Consider the following 24,943-nt stretch of genomic DNA (forward strand, 5'->3'; position numbering starts at 1 on the left):
GGCGGGCTCGGGTCAGCGGCGCGCGGGCGTCCGGAACTCGCGGCGGGCCGGGGGCGTGCGGGGACCGTCACCGGCGGACACCGGCTCCTCGCCGACGAGCACGATCCGGGTCTTGATCGCGATGAGGGCGAACAGGACCCAGTTGCCCTGGTAGAGCAGTCGGGACTCGGCGACCGACTGCACGAGCAGCGCCACGACGACGAGCAGCGGCAGGAGCGACACCGGGTCGAACGGACGGGGGGAGAGCGACGCGTCGTAGCCGATCCGGGTCGCCGAGGCCCAGGATCGGCTGAGGGTCGTGACCACGTAGACCAAGAAGATCGCCAGGCCGATGACACCGGTCTGCATCCACACGTCGAGGTAGGCGTCGTGCGCCTGCAGGTAGGTCACGCCCTTGCGGTGCGCGAGGTCCGCGAGGGTCGGGATGCCCGGCCACCAGTAGCCGATCCAGCCCCAGCCGACGACGGTGTGCTCCTGGATGAGCCCGATGACCCGCTCCCAGATCACGCCGCGGCCGGTCGCGTCCGAACCCTTGCCGAGCAGCTCGGACACCTGGCCGCGGGCGAGGAACCCGAGCACGGCGACGACCACGGCCCCGACGGCGACGGCGAGGTAGCGCGGTGTCCGTCGTTCGGTCGGGACCCGGCGGATCCAGAGCGCGACGGCGAGCGCGACGAGGACGACGAGCCCGGCGGCCAGCACGGTCGAGGATCGGGTGAGTGCGAGGACGACGAGGGCCACGACGGTCCAGCCGATCGCGCGGTTGCGTCGGAGTCGCCCCTCGGCGTACTGGACGGCGACGGCGATCACGGCGAGGAGCGCGACCATCGCGAGCAGGTTCGCGTTGCCGGGGAGGCCCTGGATGCGCCCGCCGGTGAAGAGCTCGGCGCGTGAGAAGTAGAAGGCGTCCGGGATCTTCCGGTCGCCGTAGTCCGTCCACGCCGGTGCGATCGGGTGTCGGAGGACGACCGCGACGAAGGCCTCGAAGAGCAGCGACCCCATCAGGACCCAGCGCAGCGCGAGGCTCAGCGCGTCGGTGATCCGCCGCCACGTCAGGGTCGAGGCGATCGCGAAGGCCGCGCCCGCGCAGATGACCTGGACCGCGAGGCTCGAGATCGTCGCGAACCGCCAGTGCGACCACACGACGGACACCAGGCACCAGGCGAGGAAGAGCCAGAGCGCACGCGGTGTCCGGGTGAGCGGCGGGCGGGCCCGGACGATGATCGTCGTGGCCCAGACCCCGGCGGCCGCCCAGAGCAGTCCCGCCCCGACCCACGTGAGCGTGTTCGGCACGGCGTCACCGGCGAAGAGCACGAACAGGATCGTCGCGCCGAATGCGAACGCCTCGCGCTCGGGCACGGATCCGCGCGCCAACGGCCAGGTGTTCGTCACGACGCCAGGGTACCCGGGGAGCGCACGTCGACCGCCGATAGGCTCGTGCGCATGTTCCTCGGCATCACGAACACGCCCCGCGACTACGCCTGGGGATCCGTCACGGCCATCCCCGAGCTCCTCGGCCGGACCGTCACCGGCGCACCGCAGGCCGAACTCTGGCTCGGCGCGCACCCGGGCAGCCCGAGCGTCGTCGTGAACCCGGCGATGGTCGGCGGCGCGGACACGCTGCTCGACTGGATCACCGCGGAGCCCCGGGACGCCCTCGGACCGGACCGCACGGGCCTCCCGTTCCTGCTGAAGGTCCTCGCGGCCGCCGCCCCGCTCTCGCTGCAGGCGCACCCGACACCCGAGCAGGCGCGCGAGGGGTTCGAGCGCGAGGAAGCGGCGGGTGTCCCGATCGACGACCCGGCCCGCAACTACAAGGACCCGTTCCCGAAGCCCGAGCTCGTCGTGGCGCTCAGCGAACGCTTCGAGGCGCTGAGCGGCTTCCGCCCGGTGGCCGAGACGCTCGCCGACGTCGAGACGCTCGACGCCGGGTCCGGTCGGCTCGGCCCCCTGGTCGTGCACCTGCAGCACGGGCTCGAGGACACGGTGCGGTGGCTCGAGACCGGCGACTCCTCGGCGCAGGCCGTCGTACAGGCCGTGAGCGACCTCGCCGCCGCGCTGCCCGACGACGCCGTCACCCCGAACACCGCGACCGTGCGCGACCTCGGCACGAGCTACCCGGGCGACCCCGGCATCGTGGTGTCCCTGCTCATGCACCGCGTGACGCTCGCCGCGGGTGAGGCGATGTACCTGCCGGCCGGCAACATCCACGCCTACCTCAACGGGCTCGGCATCGAGCTCATGGCCCCCTCCGACAACGTCCTGCGCGGCGGCCTCACGCCGAAGCACGTCGACGTCCCGGAGCTGCTGCACGTCCTCGACTTCACCGCGTACCCGGCACCCGTCCTGGCCCCCGAGTCGGTCGCCGCCGGCGTCGAGCGCTTCGCGCCGGACGGCGTCGGGTTCGCGCTGCTCCGCGTCACGGGGGACGGACGCCCGGTCGGCCTGGCCTCCGGCGGGGTCGCGCCGCTGCGCGGCCCCTCGATCGCGATCTGCACGGCGGGTGCGGTGACGCTCGTCGGGGCGCAGTCCGCGACGCTGCTGCGCCAGGGGGAGTCCTGCTACATCACGCCCGACGAGGGCGACGTCACGGTCGAGGCCGACAACGGCAGCGGTCTGGCGTCGACGGTCTTCATCGCGACGGGTGCGTGAACCCGCAGCGCGTGGCGGTCTGACGCCGCGCCGGTTCCGCTAGCGTGGCCAGCATGAGTTGGCTGGTCACCGGCGGCGCCGGGTACATCGGGTCCCACGTCGTCCGAGCACTGCGTGCGGCGGGCATCGACACCGTCGCGTTCGACGACCTCTCGAGCGGCTTCCGGGCGTTCGTGCCCGAGGACGTGCCGTTCGTCGAGGGCACGATCCTCGACGGTGCGCTGGTGGCCCGGACGCTGCGCGAGCACGCCGTCACCGGTGTGGTGCACGTCGCGGGCTTCAAGTACGCGGGGGTGTCGGTCGAGCGACCGCTGCACACCTACGAGCAGAACGTCACCGGCATGGCGACGCTCCTCCGGGCGATGGCGGAGAACGGCGTCACCAAGGCGGTGTTCTCGTCGAGCGCCGCCGTCTACGGCACGCCGGACGTCGACACCGTGGTCGAGGACACCCCGAAGGCGCCGGAGTCGCCCTACGGCGAGTCGAAGCTCATCGGTGAGTGGCTGCTGCGCGACATGGAGGTCGCCGCGGGCTTCACCACGACGTCGCTGCGCTACTTCAACGTCGTCGGGTCGGGGGAGCCGGACCTGTACGACGCCAGCCCGCACAACCTCTTCCCGCTCGTCTTCGACGCCCTGCTCGCCGGTCGCACGCCGCGGATCAACGGCGACGACTACGCCACGCCCGACGGCACCTGCGTGCGGGACTACATCCACGTCGCCGACCTCGCGCACTCGCACGCGGTCGCCGCGCAGAAGCTCGAGGCGGGCGAGACCCTCGAGCGCGCGTACAACCTCGGCAGCGGCGACGGGGTCAGCGTCCGGCAGATCATGGACGCCATGGCGAAGGGCACCGGCATCGCGTTCGAGCCCGAGATCGCGCCGCGACGCGCCGGTGACCCCGCGCGGATCGTCGCGACGGGCGAAGCGGCTGCGCGTGACCTCGACTGGGCGATGCGCCACACGCTCGACGAGATGGTCACGAGCGCCTGGGAAGCCCGGCGCCGCATCGGCTGACGGGCCGTCCCGGCGTGCTGAGGGGGCGTCAGTTGTCCCCCGAAACCCCGACAGACCGGCCGCGACACGCCCGTACGGGGGACGTGACACGCCGGAACCGTCAGTGCCTTCTATGATCCGCGACTTGACTCTCGCGAATGACACCGCTGTAATTACAGGCAACGACAGCGATCGTTGTGGTCCCGTTATCGAGACGTCAGGGGTGATCAGGGTGAACGGTTCCGACTTCCACGCCGGAGTACCGGAGGACTGGCACGTCGACCCCGTGTCGCTCGGCGTCCCGGGTGTCCGGCGTCCGGAGACCGACGACGAGGAGAACCCGCTCGCCTGGCAGGTGGACTCGCTGTGCGCGCAGACCGACCCCGAGGCGTTCTTCCCCGAGAAGGGCGGTTCGACGCGCGAGGCCAAGAAGATCTGCACCTCGTGCGAGGTCCGGGCGCAGTGCCTCGAGTACGCGCTCGAGAACGACGAGCGCTTCGGCATCTGGGGCGGCCTTTCCGAGCGCGAGCGCCGCAAGCTCCGCAAGCGGGCGTAGCCGCGCACCTGGCCGGTCCAGGAGGCACGGTGCGCGTCCGACGCGCACCGGTCGTTGATGGCTCCCACAGGTTCACGGCGCGCCGCCGTCCGCAGGCCGAGCCGCGCCTCCAGACCGTAGAGTGACGCCCGTCATGCAGCCCAGAGTCACCGCGATCCTCGTCGCCGCCAACGGGGCGGACCACCTCGACCGGACCCTGGACGCGCTCGCCGCCCAGACCCGTCACCCCGAGAACCTCGTCGTCGTCGACCTCGGGTCGACCGACGGTTCGACCACCGACCTCTCGTTCGGCGGCTCCGCCGAACTCCTGCGCCTGCCGGCCGGCCGGCCCTTCGGCGAGGCGGTCGCCCGCGGCGAACGCGAGGCCCCGCCCGCGGTCGCGGACGAACCCGTCGACGAGTGGCTCTGGCTGCTCGGCCACGACAACGCGCCGGCGCCCACCGCCCTCGCCGACCTCCTGTCCGCGGTCGAGATCGCGCCGAGCGTGGTCGTCGCGGGGCCGAAGCTCGTCGACGTCGACGACCCGTCGCGGCTCCGGGCGTTCGGCGAGAGCATGACCCGCTTCGGCCGGTCGATCGTCCTCGTGCAGGACGAGCTCGACCAGGGCCAGCACGACCGGAACACCGACGTGATGGCGGTCGCCGCCGGCGGGATGCTCGTCCGACGCTCGGTGTGGAACGAACTCGGCGGCTTCGACCCCGCCCTGCCGAACGTGGACGCCGCACTCGACTTCTGCGTGCGCGTGCGCCTCGCCGGACACCGTGTCGCCGTCGTCCCTGAGGCCCGCGTGACGAGCGCCGGGCCCATCGAGGAGTTCGGGCGCAAGCGGGTCTCCGAGGGGCGGCGCGTCCGGATGCACCGGCAGGCGCAGCTGCACCGCCGGATGACCTACGCGTCCGCCGGGGTCCTCTGGATCCACTGGCTCACGCTCGTGCCGTTCGCGATCGGCCGCGCGATCGGGCACCTCGTCGCCAAGCACCCGGCCGCGGTCGGGGCGGAGCTCGCCGCGGCGTTCTCGGTCGCCTTCGGCGGCGGGACCGGACGCTCGCGCCGGGTCCTCGCACGCGGCAAGAAGCTCGGGTGGGCGGCGGTCGAGCCACTCCGCGTCAGCTGGCGCCGGGTGCACGAACGGCGAACCACGTCGCGCGACGTCGAGCTCGCCCGGGTCGAGGACGCACCGATCGCCCGGGCGTCGTTCCTCGGCGACGGCGGCATCTGGGTCGTCCTCGCCGCGGCGGTCCTGAGCGTCGTGACCCTGTACCCGCTGCTCGGCTCGCCGGCGCTGACCGGTGGCGGGCTCCTGCCGCTGAGCACCGACGTCGCCCGGCTGTGGCAGAACGTCGGCTACGGCTGGCACTCGATCGGCACCGGGTTCACCGGGCCGAGCGACCCGTTCGCCGCGGTCGTCGCCGTGCTCGGCTCGATCACGTTCTGGTCGCCGTCGACCTCGGTCGTGCTCGTGATGCTCGTCGCGTTCCCGCTCGCCGCGCTCGGCGCCTGGTTCGCGGTGCGGAAGCTGACCACCCGCACCTGGGTCCCGGTGATCGGCGCGGCGCTGTACACGATCGCCCCGACGCTCGTCGGTGCCGTCACGAGCGGGCACCTCGGCGCCGTGATCGCGCACGTCCTCCTGCCCTGGCTGTTCCTCGCCGTGCTCGAGGCGCACCGCTCGTGGGCCTGGGCCTCGGGCGCGTCCCTGCTCTTCGCCGTCATCGCGGCCTCGGCGCCGTCGCTGCTGCCGGTGCTGCTGCTCGGCTGGCTCGTGTCGCTCGCCGTCGGGTGGCGCCGTGCGCACCGTCGGGTGTTCATCCCGGTGCCGGCAGCCGTGCTCTTCCTGCCGCTCGTGCTCGCGCAGGTCGCCCGCGGCAACGTGCTCGCCGTCTTCGCGGACCCGGGCGTGCCCTCGGCCACCCGTGCACCCTCGGCCTTCCAGCTCGCCATCGGCCAGCCGGTGCCGGACTGGAGCGGCTGGCTGCCCACCACGTCCGGGCTCGCGCTCGCCGCCTGGATCCTGCCGGTCCTCATGGCGGTGCTCGCGCTCCCGGTTGCCGTCGCCGCCATCGGCGCGATGCTCGGCCACCGCTGGGCCGTCGCGGGAGCCACGCTCCTCATCGCGCTGGCCGGCTTCGCCACCGCGTTCGCCGCCACCCACGTCACCGTCACCGGGGTCGGGTCCACGACCACGATCATCTGGCCGGGCAGCGGGCTGAGCGTGTACTGGTTCGGCATCGTCGCCGCCGCCTGCATCGGGATCGACGTGCTGCCGCGGATCGCCCCGGTCGCGGGACTCGTGACGACCGTGGTCGCCGCCGTCACCGTGGCACCGGCGTTCGGGGCGTTCTACCTCGGCAACGCGGTGATCCAGCCGACCTCCGGCCGGGTGCTCAGCGCCTACGTGAACGCCGAGGCGCAGGCCAACCCCGACGTCGGCACGCTCGTCGTCGACCCACAGGACGACGGCTCGCTCGCGGTGTCGCTCGAACGCGGGCAGGGTTCGACGCTCGACGACCAGACCACCCTCGACTCGACGGCGCTCACGCTCAGCCGTTCCGGTGCGCAGCTCGCGACCCTCGCCGGCAACCTGGCGAGCCGGAGCGGGTACGACCCCGAGCCCGCACTGCGGCAGCTCGGCGTGAGCTTCGTCCTGCTCGACGACGCCCTCGACGGTTCCTCCGCGCAGGCGGTCCACGACCGTGCAGCCGGGGCGATCGGTCAGAACGCGCTGTTCACGAGCATCGGCGAGACGACGAGCGGGCAGCTGTTCCACTACGAGGGCGACGTCGACCGCCCGTCCACCGGGTCGGCCGGGGCACAGGCGACGCACGTGCTCTACCTGGTTGTCCTCGGGGTCGTGTTCGGCGCCGCGGCACTGCTGGCGGTGCCCACCGCGCCCCGTCGACGCCGTGCCACCTCGAACGTCATCGAGGCCGAGGAACCCGCCACCACCTTCGACGAGGAGCGCGACGAATGAGCCGTACACCCGCCTCCGTTCGCCGCTGGGTCGTCCGCGGCACGGCGACCGCGATCGCCGTCGTGGTCGCCGCCGGAGCCGTCACCGCGGCGCACGCCCTCGGGACCGACACCGACCCGGGTCGTCCCGCGGGCAAGACGGTGACACCCGTCCCGGCCGACGCCGAGCGCGTCTGCGCCGGCAACGCGCTCCGGCTCTCCGACGACGCCGGCAACGACGCGACGAAGGCGAGCACCGTCGGCTCGGCCACCGTCGCCACCGCGACCACCGGGTCGAGCGTCGAGCGCTCCGGCCTCGACGACTCCGCGACCGGCGGGAGCAAGCCGCGCCTCCTGACCGCTCCGGCGGGGGACACCACCCCGCAGGTCGCCGGCAGCAGCTACCAGAGCGTCGCGAGCGGGGACGTCGTCGGCGTCGGTGCCGCGTCGTGCGACGACCCGAGCCAGTCCACCTGGCTGGTCGGCGGGTCCACCGAGACCGGCCGCACGAGCCTCGTCACGCTGTCGAACCCGACCGACGTGAACGCGACCGTCGACCTGTCGATCTACGACGGTTCGGGCACGGTCAGCGCCCCTGGCACGACCGGCATCGTCGTCGCGCCGAACACCCAGAAGGTCGTCCCGCTGTCCGGGTTCGTCTCCGACCAGGGCTCGACCGTCGTGCACGTCGAGTCCTCCGGCGGCCAGATCGTCGCCCACATGCAGGAGTCCATCGTCCGCACCCTCACCCCCGGTGGGTTCGACATCATCTCCGGCGGTGCGGCGCCCTCGACGTCGCAGATCATCCCGGGCGTGGTCCTCGACGGCGCCCAAGAGGCCCAGCGCGGCGACGACACGGCCGACGCCGCGCCCATCGTCCGGCTGTTCGTGCCCGGCACGAAGGCGGCCCGCGTGACCCTCGGCATCACCACCGCCGACGGGGGCGGGTCCACCGTGAACGCCACCGCCGAGCCCGGTGTCGTCACCGACGTCACGCTCGACGACTTCCCGGACGGTCGCTACGCCTTCACCGTCACGTCGACCGAGCCGCTCGTCGCCGGCGCCCGCACGACCACGCCCACCTACGACGGACGCACGGACGTCGGGTGGTTCGCCTCCGCCGACCCGCTCGGCGAGTCCACCATCACGGCGGTGGCGCCCGGTGAGAACCAGCGCCTCACGCTCGTCAACCCGACGCGCTCCGACGCCGACGTCACGATCCGCTCCGGCGACGAGACGCAGGACGTGCAGGTCGTCGCCGGTGGTGTGCGCACCGTGGTCGTCCCGGTCGCGAAGCAGCTCGAGCTGCAGGGGACCGAAGGGCTCGTCGCCGGGGTGACCTACATGGGCGACGACGGCATCGCCGGGTTCCCGGTGCGGGCGGCGACCGAGGTCTCGACGCCGGTCCGGGTCTACCCCTGAGCCGTGGCGCGCTGCGTCACCAGTGGCGGTAGCGGTCCGGCGCCAGGTCCCACGGGTCCTTGTCGATCAGCTCGCCCACCGCACGGAACACCGCGGTCTCGATGATGATGCGCTTGTCGGTGTCGTCCTTCTCGGGACTGCGGGTGACCCGCTCCACCGGGACGCGGAACACGGTCACGCGGCGCTGCTCGCGGTCCACCCGCCAGCGGGGCATGTGGTCCGGCAGGGTCGAGTCCGTCGGCATGTCCGCGACCTGGAACACGACGCCCTCGAGCTCGGCCGGCCAGAGCCCGAGCAGGTAGTGCGCGGTGTCGCCGACGATGCGGTCGAACGTCTCGGCGCGGGTGATGATCGGCGCGAGGTCTGGACCGGTCACGCTGGACCGTCCGCCGCGTCCGTGCCGGGACCGACCGCGGCCCCGGTCGACGGGTGTGACGAGACGAGTCCTGCGACGCATCCCCACATCGTACGCGGCGCGGGCGGTGCCGCCCTGCTCCGATAGGGTCGGTGGCGGTATGGACGTGAGGATCTGCAGCAAGGTCGCCTGTGGCGCGAGCGCCTCGGCGACCCTGACGTACGACTACGGGGACTCCATGGTCGTCGTCGGCCCCCTCTCCACCCGCGTCGAGCCCCACGGCTACGACCTCTGCGCCCGCCACGCGGCGCAGCTGCGCGTCCCGCGCGGGTGGCAGGTGGTGCGGCGCGAGCCGCTCCGTCGCGACGCGGACTGACGCGGTCGGGTCCGGTCCTCCACAGGGGGATCCCCGGAGGCGCGGCTCACGGTACCGACATCGGCTGACGACCCGCGCCTCCCGGCGTGGAAGACTGGGCGGCATGCCCACCGAAGCCCGTACCGCAGCACCGTTCCGCGTCGCCGACCTCGCCCTCGCCGAGGCGGGGCGCCACCAGATCCGCCTCGCCGAGAACGAGATGCCGGGGCTCATGTCCCTGCGCGAGGAGTTCGGCGCGTCGCAGCCGCTCGCCGGCGCGCGCATCGCGGGTTCGCTGCACATGACGGTGCAGACGGCCGTCCTCATCGAGACGCTCGTCGCGCTCGGGGCGCAGGTCCGGTGGGCGAGCTGCAACATCTTCTCCACGCAGGACGAAGCCGCCGCGGCCATCGCCGTCGGCCCGACCGGCACGCCTGATTCGCCGGCCGGCGTCCCCGTGTTCGCGTGGAAGGGCGAGACGCTCGAGGAGTACTGGTGGTGCACCAGCCGGATCTTCGACTGGTCGGCCGAGGCCGCAGCCGCCGGCGCCGACTGGATCGGCCCGAACCTCATCCTCGACGACGGCGGCGACGCCACGATGCTCGTGCACACCGGCGCCGATGCCGAAGCCGCCGGCCGTGTGCCCGATGCCGGGGCCGACGCGACCACCGAGTGGAAGATCGTCCTCGACACCGTCGCCGCCTCACTGCAGGAGTCGTCGGACCGCTGGACCCGCATCGCGGCCGACATCGAGGGCGTGACCGAGGAGACCACCACCGGCGTGCACCGCCTCTACGAGCTGTCGCGCACCGGCGAGCTGAAGTTCCCGGCGATCAACGTCAACGACTCCGTCACGAAGTCGAAGTTCGACAACAAGTACGGCATCCGGCACTCGCTGCCCGACGGGCTCAACCGGGCGACCGACGTGCTGATCGGCGGTAAGGTCGCGTTCGTCGTGGGCTACGGCGACGTCGGCAAGGGTGCGGCCGAGGCGCTCCGCGGGCAGGGCGCCCGCGTGATCGTGTCCGAGGTCGACCCGATCTGCGCGCTCCAGGCCGCGATGGACGGGTACCAGGTGGCGCGCCTCGCGGACGTCGCCGACCAGGTCGACATGGTCGTCACGTGCACGGGCAACCTGGGCGTCGTCGGTGTCGACGAGATGCTGGCACTGAAGCACCTCGCGATCGTCGCGAACGTGGGGCACTTCGACAACGAGATCGACATGGCGGGCCTCGAGTCCCTGCCGGGCGTCGAGAAGGTCGAGATCAAGCCGCAGGTGCACGAGTGGCGTCTGCCGACGGGCCGGTCGATCCTCGTGCTCTCCGAGGGGCGGCTCATGAACCTCGGCAACGCCACGGGGCACCCGTCCTTCGTGATGAGCAACTCCTTCACGAACCAGGTGCTCGCCCAGATCGAGCTGCACACCCGCCGCGCCGAGTACCCGACGGGGGTGTACGTGCTGCCGAAGCACCTCGACGAGAAGGTGGCGCGGCTGCACCTCGACGCGCTCGGGGTCGCGCTGACCGAGCTCCGGCCGGAGCAGGCGGCGTACATCGGTGTGCCGGTCGAGGGCCCCTACAAGCCCGAGCACTACCGGTACTGACGCGGGCGCGGGCGCGCCGCCGCGTGCCGCCGCCGCGCGCTGCCGCCGCCGCGCGCTGCCGCCGCGCGCTGCCGCCGCGCTGCCGCACCGCACAACCAAAGTCGCCCGGAACCACGCATCCGCGCGGCTCCGCGTGCTTTGGTTGTGCGCCGGCCGCCGGCGGCCGGCCGCCGGCACCCGGCGCGACCGAGCGCGGCTCGCGGCTCGCGGCCCGCGGCCGGGCGCGGGCGCCCGCAGCGCGGGCCGGGCGACGAACCACGTTTCCGAAAACGAACCAGGTAGCCGCGCCGGTTCGACGTCGGAAACGTGGTTCGAAAGCCGGACGCCAGCGCCGCGCGCTCGCGGCGGCGCCCGTCAGCGCGGGAACCCCGGCGGCCGCGCCGTCGCCACCGCCGACGCCCGGTCGAGCACCGCCGCCCGACCCCGCAACGCGCGCAGGTCCCGCTCCCGCCGCAGCACGACCACCCCGGCGAGGAACACCTCGGGGTGGACCGCCGGCACCGGGTGCGCGTACTCGGCGACCGCTGCCGCGAGCGACCGTGCCGCCGCCTCCCGGAGCTCGGGACGGAGGTCGGCAGCACCGCGGAAGAACGCCCCGAGCCGGTTCTCGAGCCGCTGCGGCAGCGCGGACACGTCCGCGACCCCGGCCCAGGCCACGAGCTCCGCGGGCATGAGGACCTCGGGGGACCGCTGCTTCGCCGCCCGCTCGTGCTGCACGAACGTCCCGGCGAGCAGGTCCCCGAGCCGCCGCGGGCGGGATCCGAACAGCGCCACGAGCAGCGCCACGGAACCGAACGTCATCCACAGCTCGAACAGCCCGACGAGGGCACGGGTGAACGCGTGCCGGAACCCGATCGCCCCGCCGTCGAGCCGGACGACCCGGGTGCCGGTGGCGTACCGGCCGACGCTCTTGCCCCGGGTGACGGTCTCGAGCGCCGCCGGCACGAGCACGAGCACGATGACGAGCACGCCGATGCTGAGCGCCGCAGCCCAGGCCTCGTCGAGGTCGCTCGGCCAGACCCGCGACAGGCCGATCATGAGCATGACGTAGAGCGCGAGCAGGCAGACACCGTCGAGGAGCGCCGCCGCGAGCCGCAACGCGATGCCGGCGGGCTGCACGTCGAGTGCGACGGCCTCGCCGACGACGAGCTCGTCGTGGGTGTCGTCGAGCGCGACGACGAACCGACCGTCGGCGAGGTCACGCGGCACGCTGGTCTTCGGCATGGGATCATTCTGTCGGAGACGCACGCCCGCCGCCCGGACGGCACGGACGCGCGAACACCGGAACGAGCGGGGGAGACGCTGTGGACCTGGACGCCTACACCGAGGTGCACCGCGGCCGGTGGCAGGAACTCGACCGGCTCGCCCGCACCCGCCACGCCTCCGGTGCCGACGTCGACCGCCTCGTCTCCGGCTACCAGGCGGCAGCGACCGACCTCGCCCGCATCCGCGGCGCCGCCCCGCGCACCGCCGTCGGCGACCGGCTCTCGCTGACGCTGTTCCGTGCCCGACTCCGGTTCACCGGCACCCCGGTCGACCCGCTCGCGGCGCTGACGTCCTTCTTCGTCCTGCAGCTCCCCGCCGCCCTGTACCGGATCCGCTGGGTCACGATCTGGGTGGCGGCCGCCACGGCGGCGATCGCCGCGATCACGGCGGTCTGGATCACGACCACCCCGGGCGCCGTCGACACGTTCGGCACCGCCGAGGCCCTCCGGCAGTACGCGACCCGGGACTTCCAGGCCTACTACTCCGACCACGGTCTCGGTGCCTTCACGGCACAGGTGTGGACGAACAACGCGTACATCGCCGCCACCATGGTCGCGTTCGGGATCACCGGCCTCTTCGTGCCGTTCTCGATCGGCCAGAACGCGATCAGCCTCGGTGTCTCGGCGGCCATCCTGCACGACCAGGGCCGCCTCGGCGACTTCTTCCTCTACATCGCGCCGCACGGTCAGCTCGAGCTGTACTCGATCTTCCTCGCGGCCGCCGCCGGCCTGATGATCTTCTGGTCGTGGGTCGCCCCCGGGGCACGCACCCGCGGACAGGCCCTCGCCGAGGACGGCCGAGCACTCATCACGATCGCGGTCGGCCTCGCCCTGACGCTCCTGCTGTCCGGTCTCGTCGAGGGCACGGTGACCCGGCAGGACTGGCCGTGGCCCGTCAAGATCGGGATCGGCACCGTCGCCCTCGCGGCCGTGCTCTGGTACCAGTGGATCCTCGGCGGTCGGGCGTACCGCGCGGGGCAGCGCGGCGACCTCGAGGAGTTCGAGCGCGGCACGTCCGCGCTCGTCGCCGACTGACGGACGACTAGAGCCGTCCGGTCGCCTTCGCGCGGATGTACGCGTCCGCGACGAGCGGCGGCACCTGCTCGGGTGCGGCCCGGACGACCTCGGCCCCGGCGCGGCGCGCCACGTCGGCCACGCCGTCGGCATCGAGGAGCGTGCGTTCGGCGGCAGCGCGTCGGTACACGTCGCGCTCGGCACGGCCCTGGAGGGACGGCGCACGTCCGCCCCGCCGCCCCGGTCCCGAGACCGCCGGGTCCACCGCCCCGCTCGCCATCCGCTCGACGGCCGGGTCCGTCACGCTGGTGACGACGACCGCGTGCTGCCGCGTCAGGCGGGGGAGCACGGCGAGCAGGTCACCCGACGCGCCGACCGAGTCGAGGCTCGACACGAGCACCACGAGGGCCCTGGAGGTGGTGATCGAGTCGACGAGCCCGGGCACCGCCGACCAGTCGGTGGCCGCGATCCCGGGTTCCGCGAGCGCGAGCGTCTCCCCGAACCGCTGCACGACGTCGGTGCGCGTGGCACCGTGCACGCGACCCCGGACGGCGTCGTCCAGCACGGCGAGGTCCACCCGGTCGCCCGCGGCCGCCGCGAGTGCGCCGAGGAGCAGCGCGGACTCGATGAACGTGTCGAGCCGCGGTTCGTCGTCGACCCGTCCGGCACCGGCACGCCCGGCGTCGACGACGACGATCACCCGACGGTCCCGTTCCGGACGCCAGGTGCGCACCACGAGGTCCTGGCGGCGGGCGGTCGCACGCCAGTCGATCGACCGCACGTCGTCGCCGCGCACGTAGTCCCGCAGCGAGTCGAACTCGGTGCCGTGGCCCCGCAGTTGGAGGGTGGTCTCGCCGTCGAGTTCCCGCAGCCGCGCGAGCCGCGAGGGCAAGTGCCGACGCGACCGGAACGGCGGCGTGACGACCAGCTCGGCGGGCGCCACGAGGACGCGTTGGCGTGCGGCGAGCCCGAGCGGCCCGAACGCACGCACGGCGACGCCCGCGGAGGCCCGGCGGCCGCGACGGAACGGGGCGAACCGCATGCGCGCGGTCCGTCGCTCCCCGGCGGGCACCTGCAGGTCGATGCGGCGCGGGGCCTGCCCCGCGGACGGCTCCCACATGTCGCGCACCACACCGCGGAGCATCCGGCGGCCGTCGTTGGCGAGCACGAGCGTGCCGTCGGCGGTGGTGTCCCGGCGGGCGAGCCGGGGCATCCGCCGCTCGACCCGCACGGCGGTGAGGTCGGCGGCGAGCAGCACGTCGAGCAGGGCGGCCAGCACGACCACGCCCGCCCAGGCCGCACCCGCCCATCCCGTGCCGAGCAGCACGGTGGGCACGATCGCGACGGCGAGGAGCGCGACGAACCGGCCGGAGATCGCCACTAGATCGGCACCCGGACCTGCTCGAGCACCTGCTGCAGCACCCCGTCGGCACCGACGCCCTCGAGCTCGGCGTCGGCGGCCACCCGCAGCCGGTGCCGCCACACCGGCAGGAGCATGGCCTGGACGTGGTCCGGCGTGATCGCGTCGTAGCCGGTGAGCCAGGCCCAGGCCTTCGCGGCGGCGAGCAGGGCGGTCGCACCGCGGGGGCTGACCCCGACCCGGACGGACGGCGCCTGCCGGGTGGCGCGGGCGAGGTCGACGATGTACGCGAGGACGTCGTCCCGCGCCCCGACCCCGCGGACCGCGCGCTGTGCGGCGAGGACCTCGTCGACGCCGAGGACCGGCGCGATCCCGGCAGACCGGACGTCCCGCGGCACGAAGCCGTCCGCGTGCCGACGGAGCACCTGCCACTCGACGTCCCGCGGCGGGACGTCGAGCGTGAGCTTCATGAGGAAGCGGTCGAGCTGGGCCTCCGGGAGCGTGTACGTGCCCTCGAACTCGATCGGGTTCATCGTCGCCGCGACGAAGAAGGGGGCGGGCAGCACCCGGGCGTCGCCGTCGACGCTGACCTGGCGTTCCTCCATGGCCTCGAGGAGTGCGGACTGCGTCTTCGGCGGCGTCCGGTTCACCTCGTCGGCGAGGAGCACGTGCGTGAACACCGGTCCCTCGCGGAACGGGAATGTGCCCGTCGAGGCGTCGTACACGAGCGAGCCGGTGACGTCGCCGGGCATCAGGTCCGGCGTGAACTGGATCCGCTTCGTGTCGAGCGACATCGCGGCGGCGAGGCTCCGGACCAGCAGGGTCTTCGCGACGCCGGGGACGCCTTCGAGCAGGACGTGCCCCTGCGCGAGGATGCCGACGATCATGCCGGAGACGGCGCCCTCCTGCCCGACGACGGCCTTGCCGACCTCGGCGCGCAGCCGTCCGAACACGTCGCGCAACGGATCACCAGCGGGGGTCGCCTGCGGGGTCTGGGTGGTGGACGGATCGGTCACGGTCGTGCTCCTCGGTGGTCTCGGTCGGTCTGCTGGGCGCCGGTGGTCGCGGCGAGGACGGCACGCTCGAGGTCGTCGAGCGCCGCTGCCCCGGCGGTGAGGGCCCGGTCGTCGGTGGCCGGGCCGCCCACGAGGACCGCCCCGACGCGCCGGTCGGGGATCCCGGTGGCGCGTGCCGCGGCCCGGACGACCTCGTCGACGTGGGCCGACCGGGGGAGCCCGAGCCGGCGTGCCGTGCGGCGGAGGGCCGCGATCCGGAGCGTGTCGAGCGCGTGGGTCCGGTCGCCGGTGCGTGCGGCGAGCCGGGCACGGCCCTCGGTGGTCTCGGCGGCACGGACGACGACGGGCATCCGCTCGACCACGAGCGGGCCGAGCCGGCGGCCGCGCCAGACCGCGGCGGCGACGGCGACGAGTCCGAGCAGCACGAGTGCGCTCGGCACCCACGGCGGTGCGAGCGACCCGAGGGTCGGTGCCGCGTCCGCCGTGCCGGGGGTCGGCTTGTACCAGGTGAGCGTCGCGTCGTCGCCGAGCAGGCCGAGGGCGAGGGCGGCGTTGCCGGCGGTGGTGATCGTGTCGTTCCGGAACGCCGCCGTGGTCCCGACGAGGGTGACGTCACCGGCCGGGGTCGCCGTCCGGACGAGGCCGTAGGCCCGGTCGCCGCCCGAGCCGGACGGCGCGCAGAGGTCGGTGCCGCTGGGGGCCGGGCCGCCGTCCGGCACGGCGTACCCGGTGCCGCCGAGGGTGACCCGCTCGGCACCGGCAGCGGCCGGGATCGCGCACGAGGTGGTGGACACGGTGTCGTCCCCGCCGACCTGCGTGACCGGCTCGACGTCGAGCCCGAACGCCTCCAGCGTCGCGGGGGCCGTCGACACGAGGACGACGTGGTCCGCCTGCCGAGCGATCCGCCGCGCGACGCCTCGGTCGAGGACGCCCTGCTCGTCGTCGACGAACACGGTGCCGTCCCCGATCCGGTCGGCACGGTCGACGATCCGGACGTCGGTGCCCTGCTGCTCGAGGACCCGCACGAGTGCCTTCGCGCCGCTCGCCGTCGCGGAGGTCGGGTCGAGCGGTGTCTGCCCCGGGCCGGTCCGCCCGACGACGGCCGTGAGCACGGCGAGCACCGTGCCGACCAGGACGATGGCGACCCAGAAGCCGACGCGGAGCCCACGGCCCGCGCGGCGCGGCGCGGTCGAGGTCGAGGCCTCGCCCGACGGTGCGGACGGGGTGGCGGTCGCGGTCACGCGGGGACCGCCGGGGTCGTCGTCTGCGCGGGCCGCGCCGTCCGGACGGCGTGCTCGGTGTCCAGGACGTCGCGGGCGCTTCGCTCGGTCGCGTCGGCGCCGAGGTACCGCACCTCGTCGAAGGTGGCCGCGGCGCGCTCGAGCCGCGCGGCCTCGGCCGGGAAGACCGCGGCCGCCCGGCCGGCGATGGCACGCGCGGTGGCACCGGGGACGTCGGGGACGAGGTCGCGCTCCCCGAGCCCACGGGCGAGGGCACGGTACCCGTCGAGCACGGCGCGGGACCAGTCACCCGCGCGCAGGGCCGCTCGGGCGTCCTCGGCGATGGCACCGGCGGGACGCAGGTCGTCGTCGTCGAACACCCCGCCGACCTGCCCGTCCGCGAGCCGAGCGCGACGCCGGGGGAGTCCGCGGGCGACGACCACGAGGACGACCACCGCGACGAGCACGACGACGGCCGTCCAGAGCAGGGTGTGCGCGACCGCGGGGGAGCCGAGGCCGTCCGCTCGGAGCGAGCCGAGCCAGTCGAGGACCGCGCGCGAGGCACGGTCCCACCAGGTCACGTGGGCACCGTCGTACTCCGACCGCTCGAGCTCGCGTTCGAGGAGCCGTCGTGCGTCGTCGGGGTCGATCGTCATGCGCGGCCGTCCGGCGGGTACCGTCCGGGTTCGCCGCCCCACTGCGGCGGCGTCGGGCCGCCCGGCTGCTGGCCGCCCGCTCCCGGCTGGCCCGACCACGGCTGCCCCGGCCACGGCTGGCCAGGCCACGGCTGCTGCGGACCCGGACCGCCACCGGGCCAGGTCGGCCCCGGCCACGGCTGCTGCGGCCCCGGACCGGCACCCGGCCACCCCTGCCCCTGCCCCTGCCCCTGCCCCTGCCTCGGCCACGCCGGCCGGTCCACCCGCGGCGACGGTGCGAACGGGTCTCCCGGCTGTCCGGTCTCGAGGTGCGACGCGATCCGCTGGTCGAGCGCCTCGGTCCGGATGCGGCGGTCGATCGCCAGGAAGGTCACGACGGACGCGGAGAGCACGTCGGTGATGCACTGCACCGCGATCCCGAGCAGGCTCCCCACGACGATCGCCACGAGCCCGCCGACCCCGGCTCCCGACCCCGCATCGGTCTGCCCGAGCGGGTCGAACGTGCCGCCGACGAGCGTCGCACCGATCGTGAGCGGGACCGAGGCGATCGACACCGCGAAGGCGAACATGACCTGCACGAGCAGGATGATGCCGAAGGTGCGCCAGAAGGCTCCGCGGGTGAGCCGCCACGACTGCGCCGCGGCCTGGAACACGGGGCGTCCCTCGAGCGCGATGGTCGGGACGGTGAACGCGAACTTCGTCCCGAGCCAGACGAGCACGACGGTGAAACCGAGGCCGAGCACGAAGAAGGTGAGCAGGAAGCCGCCGATGCCCGACCCGTTGCCGGAGAGCCCGGCGGCGGCGCCGACCAGCACGAGCACGAAGACGATCCCGATGACGGCACCGGCTGCGAGCTGCAGGAGGATCCAGGCGACCACCGACCAGCGTCGTCCGGCGAGGAGCGCCCAGAGCCCGCGGAAGGTGGCGCGCCGTCCGAGGATGCGTTGTCCGGTGTCCGCGGCGACCGGGGCGACGAGGAAGCCGCGCCCGAGGTAGGCCAGGAACGGGAGCCCGATCGACAGCACCAGCCAGAGCGTCACCGAGCCGGCGAGGATCGACGTCTGGCCGTCCACGTCGCCGTCGACCGCCGAGAGCATGCGGGACTGGATCGCACGCTGGCCGAACGCACTCGCGATGGTGGAGAGCAGCCCGAGGACCCCGCTGAGGAGCACACTCCAGAGCAGGAGCACCCGCGCGTTGCGGCGGAACACGGTGAAGGCGCCGCTCAGGACGTCACCGAGCCCGAGCGGTCGCAGCGGGATGACCGGCCGCGACCCGGCCGGCGGCGGCCCCGGTGGCCGACCCGGCCCACCGGCGGACGGCCCGCTGCCGTACGGTCCACCGGCGGACGGACCACCGGACTGGCCCGGCCACGGGGCGGACGGCTGCTGCCCCGGGGGCTGAGCCGCGCCTCCTGGGCCGTTCCCCCGACCGTCCTGCGGACCGCCGGGCGCCCCCGGTACCTGCCAATCGGACATCGCCGCCCCCTCGTGGTCCCGACCGAGCACGCGGAAGGCGCGGTCGACACCCATCCTGTCGGAAAACGCCGTCGCACGGGGCCTCGGCTATCGTGAGTGGTCAGGTGCCGACCGGGTACCGCTGCACGTCACACGGAGTCCCCATCACATGACACCGCGCATCCTCGTCGTCGACGACGACCAGGCCCTCGCCGAGATGATCGGCATCGTCCTCCGCTCCGAGGGCTACGAACCCGAGTTCAGCGCCGACGGCAACGACGCCATCGACGCGTTCCACGGGACGAAGCCCGACCTGGTGCTGCTCGACGTGATGCTCCCGGGCATCGACGGCATCGAGGTCTGCAAGCGCATCCGCGCCGAGAGCGGCACGCCGATCATCATGCTCACCGCCAAGGGCGACACGTCCGACGTCGTCGCCGGGCTCGAGAACGGCGCCGACGACTACGTCGTGAAGCCCTTCAACCCGAAGGAGCTCGTCGCCCGCATCCGCACCCGGCTCCGCCCGACGGCCGCCGATGCGACGGTGCTGCACGTCGGCGACCTCACCGTCGACGTCGCCGGGCACGAGGTCCGTCGCGGCGACGCCGTCATCGCGCTGACCCCGCTCGAGTTCGACCTCCTGCGGGCGCTGTCCGAGAAGCCGAACCAGGTGTTCACCCGCGAGATGCTGCTCGAACAGGTCTGGGGCTACCACTACAAGGCGGACACCCGCCTGGTGAACGTCCACGTGCAGCGCCTCCGCGCGAAGATCGAGCACGACCCCGACAACCCGAAGATCGTCACCACGGTGCGCGGCGTCGGGTACCGGGCCGGAGGAGCCTGAGCACCGTGCCGTCCGCAGCGTCGACCGGCGGCGTCGCCGTGCAGGGCAGGCTCGCCCGCGCCGGCCGTCGCCTTCGACGGTGGGTCCGGCGCGGCTGGCGCGCCGCGGCGTACCTGTGGCGTCGTTCCCTGATGTTCCGGTCGGTCGCGATCACGGTGATGACCACCGGCCTCGCGGTCGCGATCATCGGCACGGCCGTCATGATCAGCATCTCGAACAACGTCTACTCGCAGCGCCGCGACCAGATCGAGTCCGAGTCGGCGCGCGCGACGATCGTCGCGCAGGGCATCTTCGACGCGGCCACCGCGGGCGAGGACAACAACCAGAGCGAGCTCGAGACCCTGCAGAGCGAGGCGCAGCAGGCGATCCTGTCGAACACCACGAGCCCCGGCGGCACGAGCATCGCCATCGAGCGGAGTCCCGACCAGCCCGGGCCGCAGACGGTGCAGAACGTCGCGAGCCAGGGCTTCCCGGACGCCGTGATCACCGACGCCCTCCGCAAGCAGGTCGGTAAGAACACCGGCACGCTCAGCCTGCAGCCCGTGCGCCTCGACGACGACGGCCGCCACCAGCCCGGCCTCGCCGTCGGGTCGACCCTGCAGATCCCGAGTGCCGGTCAGTACGAGCTGTACCTCGTCTACGACCTGTCGGACGCCCAGCAGACCCTCGACTTCGTCTCGCAGACGCTCTCGATCGGCGGTGTCGCGCTCATGGTGCTCATCGCCCTCGTGACCTCGCTCGTCGTCCGTCTCGTGGTCGTGCCGATCCGGGGCGCGGCCGAGACGAGCCGGAAGATCGCCGCCGGCCGGCTCGACGAACGCATCCCCGTGCGGGGCAACGACGACATCGCCACCCTCGCCCGCAGCTTCAACGGCATGGCCGACGCGGTGAGCCGGCAGATCACCCAGCTCGCCGAGCTCTCCCGCGTGCAGCAGCGGTTCGTCTCCGACGTCTCCCACGAGCTCCGGACCCCGCTCACGACCATCCGGCTCGCCGGCGACATGCTGTTCGACTCCCGTCACGCCTTCGAGCCGTCGGTCGGTCGGTCCGCCGAGCTCCTGCACGCCCAGGTGGAGCGGTTCGAGCTCCTGCTCGCCGACCTCCTCGAGATCTCGCGGTTCGACGCGCAGGCGGTGCACCTCGATCCCGAGCCCGTCATCCCCGCGGCCCTGGCGACCGACATCGTCGACGAGTTCCGGCCGCTCGCCGAACGCGCCGGCATCGACCTGCAGCTCGCCACACCCGGCGGGCACACCACCGTGCAGCTCGACGCGAAGCGCATCCGCCGCGTGCTCCGCAACCTCGTCGGCAACGCGATCGAGCACGGCGACGCGAAGCCCGTGCAGGTCGTCGTCGACAGCGACGCCCGCTCGGTCGCGATCGCCGTGCGCGACCAGGGCGTCGGCATGCCGCCGGAGGACGCCGCCCGCGTGTTCGACCGGTTCTGGCGCGCCGACCCGAGCCGCAAGCGGACGATCGGCGGGACCGGCCTCGGACTCGCGATCTCGCTCGGCGACGCGAACCTGCACGGCGGCCGCATCGACGTGTGGTCCCGCCCCGGCGAGGGCTCCACCTTCGTGCTCACGCTGCCGCGCAACGACCGCGTCACCGTGACGACCTCGGCGATCCCGCTGCCGGACCTCGACGAGTCGTACGACGGCCCCCGCGCCGTCAGGGAGGACGACTGATGCGCACCCGCTTCCGCACCCTGGTCGCCACGGCGCTCGCCGCGGTGACGATCGTCGCCGTGTCCGCCTGCGCCGCGATCCCCACCGACGGCGCGGTGCGCTCCGGCGGCGTGATCAAGGACCAGTCGGTGTCCGGCGTCGACTACCGGCCCGGCAAGCCCGTGCCCGGCGCCGACCAGACGACGATCCTCCGCGGCTTCATCGCGGCCGGCACCGGTGCGGCGGACGACTACGCCGTGGCCCGGGAGTTCCTCGCCTCGAACTTCTCGACGAAGTGGAACCCCCGGCGCTCGGTGACGATCCAGCCCGGCAACCCGGCGATCGAGCGGGTCGGCGAACGCGAGCTGACCTACACCCTCACCGCCAGCGCCTCGGTGGACGCCGACGGCGAGTACACGCAGGCGGTCCGACCGACCTCGTCCACGCTGACGTTCCAGTTCACCCGCGAGGACGGCGAGTGGCGCATCGCCTACGCCCCCGACGGCATCATCCTGTCGCCGGTGAACTTCGAGTCGGTGTTCCAGCAGCACGCGCTCTACTTCTACGACCCGACGTACAAGTTCCTCGTGCCCGACGAGCGCTGGTTCCTCGCCAGGTCGTCGACGAGCACCCGCATCGCGAGCGCGCTGCTCGCCGGACCCGCGAGCTGGCTCAAGGGGGCCGTGGTCACCGCCTTCCCCGAGGGCACGCAGCTCTCCCTGAACGCGGTCACGATCCAGAGCGGGACCGCCCTCGTCGACCTGTCCAGCGACGCCCTGCGCGCCAGCAGTCAGGACCGGATCCGGATGCGCGAGCAGCTGAGCAAGTCGCTCGCCTCGGTCGCCACGGTGTCCTCCGTCGACATCACGGCCGAGGGCACGACCTTCGCCGTCCCCGACGGCAGCGGGTCCGACGCGCAGCAGAACCCCGACGTCGATGCCCGCCCGCTCGTCGACCAGGACGGCACCGTGGGCTACTCGGCCCTCGGCGGCGGGAAGATCGCACCGCTCGGCAACGGCATGGGCGCGGAGATCGGCGACCTCGGGCCGTCCTCGTTCGCGTTGTCCGCGTCCGGGACCGCTGCGGTGGTCGGGAACGGCGACGGCGTGACGGTCGTGCGCGGACGCTCGCACCTGCGCATCGACGCGACCGACGGCCTGGTCCCGCCGTCGATCGACGACCTCGGCTTCGTCTGGGTCGCGTCCGAGAAGAACACCCGCCGGGTCACGGCCTACGGCCTCGGCGGCGATCCGCACGCGGTGAACACGACCCTCCCGGCCGGCGACCTCGTGTCGTTCCAGGTCTCGCGCGACTCGACCAGGGCGCTCGCGCTCATCCAGACGAACGACGGACCGAGCCTGTACGTGATGGCCATCGTCCGCGGCGCCGACCGCACACCGACCGCACTCGGCTCCCCGGTGCGCGTGCAGGCCGCCACGGGCAACGCCGTCGGCGCCGCGTGGATCAGCGACTCCGACGTCGCCTCGGTCGGGCAGACGTCCTCCGGCCCGGACGTCGTCCGCTCCACGATCGGTGGGCAGTCGAGCACCCTGCCGAAGCCCGACGGGCGGGCGACCGAGATCGTCGGCGGGAGCGGCGGTTCGATGCTCCTGCGGATGTCCGACGGGTCGGTCCTGCAGTCGACCGGCGGTGGCTGGGTCACGACCGGGATCAGCGCGGACGTGCTCGGCGTTCAGCGCTGAGGTCGCTCCTCCACAGAGCGGCGGTCCAGGAGGCGCGTCCCCAGCCCCACGGATCGGCGTGCGCCCGGTGGTGGGTGGCGGTCAGGATCGTCGGCATGACGACACGGGACAGCCTGCGGCCGTGGCTCGACGCGGCCGTCGCGGTGCTCGGGCTCTTCCTGCCGGTGGACTGCGTCGGGTGCGGCCGGCCCGACCGGGCACTCTGCGCCGCGTGCCGACACGCGCTCGATGCGATGCCCCGCCGGGTGCGTCTCGTCGCCGGGGTCCGGCTGGACGCGGCGTTCGAGTACACGGGACTCGTGCGGACGATGCTCCTCGAGCTCAAGCTGCGCGGGCGCGTGGACCTCGCTCGGCCCCTCGGCGCCCGGTTCGGTGGGCTCGTGCGGGCGGCGCTCGCCGACGCCGGTCCCGGGGCCGTGCTGCTGCGGGTGCCGCCCTCGCGGCAGGGTGCTCGGCGGCGGGGGTTCGACCCCGTCGTGCTGCTGGCGGCGCGCGGGGGAGTGCGGCGGTCGCGGGCGATGTCGAGGTTGCGGACAGGAGGGCTGGCGCGGCGCCGCGCCGGCGCCGGCGTCGGTGCAGGTGCCGGTGCCGGCGTCGGCGTCGGCGCAGTGCACGGCGGGCAGGGCGCAGTGCACGGCGGGCAGAAGGAACGCAGCGCGGTGGAACGGGTGGCCGCGACGGTCGGCACCCTCTCGGTCACCGGCGTCACCGGCGTCACCGGTCGAGCCGTCGTCGTGGTGGACGACGTCGTGACCACCGGCGTCACGATGGCCGAGGCCGTCCGCGCCGTGCGTGCCGCCGGTGGTCGGGTCGTGCGGTGCGTCGCCGTCGCGAGCGTCGACGACTGAGGAGCGCCCGCCCGGAGCCCTTCGCGCATCGGTGAACGCTCGGTGGCCACTGTGTGTCCGGTGGGTGTCCTGGCGACTCACCGACATCGCGTGACGCCGGAGCGCCACCGGGTCTAGCCTCGCGGCAAGGCGTTCAGGATCGCCGGATGGAGGCGACGCGCTGAGTCTGGATGGGAGCCGCCACATGGACGTGACGATCACGGGCCGGAACATCGGGGTCACCGACCGATTCCGCACCTACGTCGAACAGAAGTCCGAGAAGATCGACGTGCTCGCCGACCGCGCCCTCGCCTTCGAGGTGCGCATCAGCCGCCACAACGAGAAATCGGGCGGTTCCCAGGGCGAGGACCGCGTCGAGCTGACATTGATCGGCCCCGGCCCCCTCGTGCGGGCGGAGTCCGCCGCGTCGGACAAGTACGCCGCCTTCGATCTGGCCTTCGCCCGGATCATGGAACGACTCCGCCGAGCACGCGACCGCCGCAAGGTGCACCGCGGCCGCCACCGTCCGACCTCCGTGTCCGAGGCGTCCGGCACCGCGTTCGAGCGCATGGGTGTCGTCCCTGCCGACGGCAAGCTCATCGAGGACGTCGCGACGGGTGCCGTCCCGGTGGTCGACGCGAACGCCGAGGACGACGAGAACGAGGTCTACAGCCCCGTCGTGATCCGGCACAAGGTCTTCGAAGCCGGTCCCATGACGGTCGACGACGCCCTGTACTTCATGGAGCTCGTCGGGCACGACTTCTACCTGTTCGTCGACGCGGAGACGCACCGGCCGAGCGTGGTCTACCGCCGCAAGGGCTGGGACTACGGCGTGATCGGCATCGACGACCCGTCCGCCGAGCACGCTCCGGCAGCGGCGTCGGAGTCCGAGCCGGCGGTCGCGATCGCCTGACGATCGCTCAGTACGGCAGACCGAACCCGGGTGTGCGCGGACCGTTCGCGGGCCGCGCACACCCGCGCTGTTCACAGCGGCCGGAGTCGACGGGTTGCTAGCATGACTGGCTGT

The 24,943-nt window shown here is 73.5% G+C and carries 21 protein-coding genes; 13 read left to right on the forward strand and 8 right to left on the reverse strand.

All coding sequences use genetic code 11. The annotated features are described in order from the left end of the window. Positions 1-12: 12 nt before the first annotated feature. On the reverse strand, positions 13-1,392 hold the full coding sequence (locus ACEN8D_RS18005) for an O-antigen ligase family protein (protein ID WP_309886456.1): 1,380 nt from the start codon (positions 1,390-1,392) through the stop codon (positions 13-15). Between the two features lie 51 nt (positions 1,393-1,443). Here ACEN8D_RS18005 and manA point away from each other — a divergent pair, with 51 nt between their 5' ends. From manA to ACEN8D_RS18030, 5 genes are all read left to right on the forward strand, one after another. Then, positions 1,444-2,652: a mannose-6-phosphate isomerase, class I gene (gene manA / locus ACEN8D_RS18010; protein ID WP_413461502.1), complete on the forward strand. Its 1,209-nt coding sequence runs from the start codon at positions 1,444-1,446 to the stop codon at positions 2,650-2,652. 53 nt (positions 2,653-2,705) lie between these two features. Then, a complete protein-coding gene (gene galE / locus ACEN8D_RS18015; protein WP_413399970.1) occupies positions 2,706-3,668 on the forward strand; it encodes a UDP-glucose 4-epimerase GalE in 963 nt (320 codons plus the stop codon). Positions 3,669-3,870: 202 nt separating this feature from the next. Next, positions 3,871-4,203, forward strand: coding sequence for a WhiB family transcriptional regulator (locus tag ACEN8D_RS18020; protein WP_083295294.1), 333 nt, complete (start codon positions 3,871-3,873; stop codon positions 4,201-4,203). A gap of 133 nt (positions 4,204-4,336) precedes the next feature. Beyond that, on the forward strand, positions 4,337-7,174 hold the full coding sequence (locus ACEN8D_RS18025) for a glycosyltransferase (protein WP_413461501.1): 2,838 nt from the start codon (positions 4,337-4,339) through the stop codon (positions 7,172-7,174). Continuing rightward, on the forward strand, positions 7,171-8,574 hold the full coding sequence (locus ACEN8D_RS18030; RefSeq protein WP_070418492.1) for a DUF5719 family protein: 1,404 nt from the start codon (positions 7,171-7,173) through the stop codon (positions 8,572-8,574). The genes ACEN8D_RS18025 and ACEN8D_RS18030 overlap by 4 nt, the downstream gene beginning before the upstream one ends. A gap of 16 nt (positions 8,575-8,590) precedes the next feature. Here ACEN8D_RS18030 and ACEN8D_RS18035 read toward each other — a convergent pair whose 3' ends face one another. Beyond that, a complete protein-coding gene (locus tag ACEN8D_RS18035) occupies positions 8,591-8,950 on the reverse strand; it encodes a metallopeptidase family protein (protein WP_254789530.1) in 360 nt (119 codons plus the stop codon). 139 nt (positions 8,951-9,089) lie between these two features. Here ACEN8D_RS18035 and ACEN8D_RS18040 point away from each other — a divergent pair, with 139 nt between their 5' ends. Further along, a complete protein-coding gene (locus ACEN8D_RS18040) occupies positions 9,090-9,305 on the forward strand; it encodes a DUF3499 family protein (protein WP_070418494.1) in 216 nt (71 codons plus the stop codon). A 103-nt stretch (positions 9,306-9,408) separates the two neighbouring features. After that, positions 9,409-10,887 (forward strand): adenosylhomocysteinase, encoded by a 1,479-nt coding sequence (gene ahcY / locus ACEN8D_RS18045; RefSeq protein ID WP_413399403.1) that lies wholly within the window; start codon positions 9,409-9,411, stop codon positions 10,885-10,887. Positions 10,888-11,241: 354 nt separating this feature from the next. On the opposite strand, the gene ACEN8D_RS18050 is transcribed toward ahcY, so the two are convergent. Next, complete coding sequence (locus tag ACEN8D_RS18050; protein ID WP_495601094.1) at positions 11,242-12,111, reverse strand: RDD family protein; 870 nt, start codon at positions 12,109-12,111, stop codon at positions 11,242-11,244. 80 nt (positions 12,112-12,191) lie between these two features. Here ACEN8D_RS18050 and ACEN8D_RS18055 point away from each other — a divergent pair, with 80 nt between their 5' ends. Then, positions 12,192-13,187 carry a stage II sporulation protein M gene (locus ACEN8D_RS18055; protein ID WP_413399994.1) on the forward strand — a complete coding sequence of 332 codons (996 nt, stop codon included), beginning with the start codon at positions 12,192-12,194 and terminating at the stop codon, positions 13,185-13,187. Positions 13,188-13,194: 7 nt separating this feature from the next. On the opposite strand, the gene ACEN8D_RS18060 is transcribed toward ACEN8D_RS18055, so the two are convergent. Genes ACEN8D_RS18060 through ACEN8D_RS18080 form a run of 5 tightly spaced genes read right to left on the reverse strand, consistent with a single transcriptional unit; the run spans position 13,195 to position 18,896 of the window. After that, complete coding sequence (locus ACEN8D_RS18060; RefSeq protein ID WP_309779907.1) at positions 13,195-14,547, reverse strand: DUF58 domain-containing protein; 1,353 nt, start codon at positions 14,545-14,547, stop codon at positions 13,195-13,197. After that, positions 14,547-15,542, reverse strand: coding sequence for an AAA family ATPase (locus ACEN8D_RS18065; protein ID WP_413461932.1), 996 nt, complete (start codon positions 15,540-15,542; stop codon positions 14,547-14,549). The genes ACEN8D_RS18060 and ACEN8D_RS18065 overlap by 1 nt, the downstream gene beginning before the upstream one ends. Continuing rightward, a complete protein-coding gene (locus tag ACEN8D_RS18070) occupies positions 15,539-16,783 on the reverse strand; it encodes a DUF4350 domain-containing protein (protein WP_495601095.1) in 1,245 nt (414 codons plus the stop codon). Before ACEN8D_RS18070 ends, ACEN8D_RS18065 begins: the two co-directional genes overlap by 4 nt. After that, positions 16,780-17,418, reverse strand: coding sequence for a DUF4129 domain-containing protein (locus tag ACEN8D_RS18075; RefSeq protein ID WP_495601096.1), 639 nt, complete (start codon positions 17,416-17,418; stop codon positions 16,780-16,782). The genes ACEN8D_RS18070 and ACEN8D_RS18075 overlap by 4 nt, the downstream gene beginning before the upstream one ends. Then, entirely contained in the window at positions 17,415-18,896 is a 1,482-nt protein-coding gene (locus tag ACEN8D_RS18080; RefSeq protein ID WP_495601097.1) for a glycerophosphoryl diester phosphodiesterase membrane domain-containing protein, read from the reverse strand. The genes ACEN8D_RS18075 and ACEN8D_RS18080 overlap by 4 nt, the downstream gene beginning before the upstream one ends. A 148-nt stretch (positions 18,897-19,044) precedes the next feature. Here ACEN8D_RS18080 and mtrA point away from each other — a divergent pair, with 148 nt between their 5' ends. The 5 genes from mtrA to hpf all read left to right on the forward strand — a co-directional run bounded on the left by mtrA (position 19,045) and on the right by hpf (position 24,829). Continuing rightward, positions 19,045-19,719: an MtrAB system response regulator MtrA gene (gene mtrA / locus ACEN8D_RS18085; protein WP_070418502.1), complete on the forward strand. Its 675-nt coding sequence runs from the start codon at positions 19,045-19,047 to the stop codon at positions 19,717-19,719. Between the two features lie 5 nt (positions 19,720-19,724). Next, positions 19,725-21,407: an MtrAB system histidine kinase MtrB gene (gene mtrB / locus ACEN8D_RS18090; protein WP_309779902.1), complete on the forward strand. Its 1,683-nt coding sequence runs from the start codon at positions 19,725-19,727 to the stop codon at positions 21,405-21,407. Next, on the forward strand, positions 21,407-23,089 hold the full coding sequence (locus ACEN8D_RS18095; RefSeq protein ID WP_071294916.1) for an LpqB family beta-propeller domain-containing protein: 1,683 nt from the start codon (positions 21,407-21,409) through the stop codon (positions 23,087-23,089). Before mtrB ends, ACEN8D_RS18095 begins: the two co-directional genes overlap by 1 nt. A gap of 95 nt (positions 23,090-23,184) precedes the next feature. Continuing rightward, entirely contained in the window at positions 23,185-23,937 is a 753-nt protein-coding gene (locus ACEN8D_RS18100; RefSeq protein WP_495601098.1) for a ComF family protein, read from the forward strand. Positions 23,938-24,121: 184 nt separating this feature from the next. Next, positions 24,122-24,829, forward strand: a complete 708-nt coding sequence (hpf, locus tag ACEN8D_RS18105; protein ID WP_092386538.1) for a ribosome hibernation-promoting factor, HPF/YfiA family — start codon at positions 24,122-24,124, stop codon at positions 24,827-24,829. Positions 24,830-24,943: the final 114 nt, after the last annotated feature.

It is taken from the genome of Curtobacterium sp. Curtsp22 (assembly GCF_059492135.1).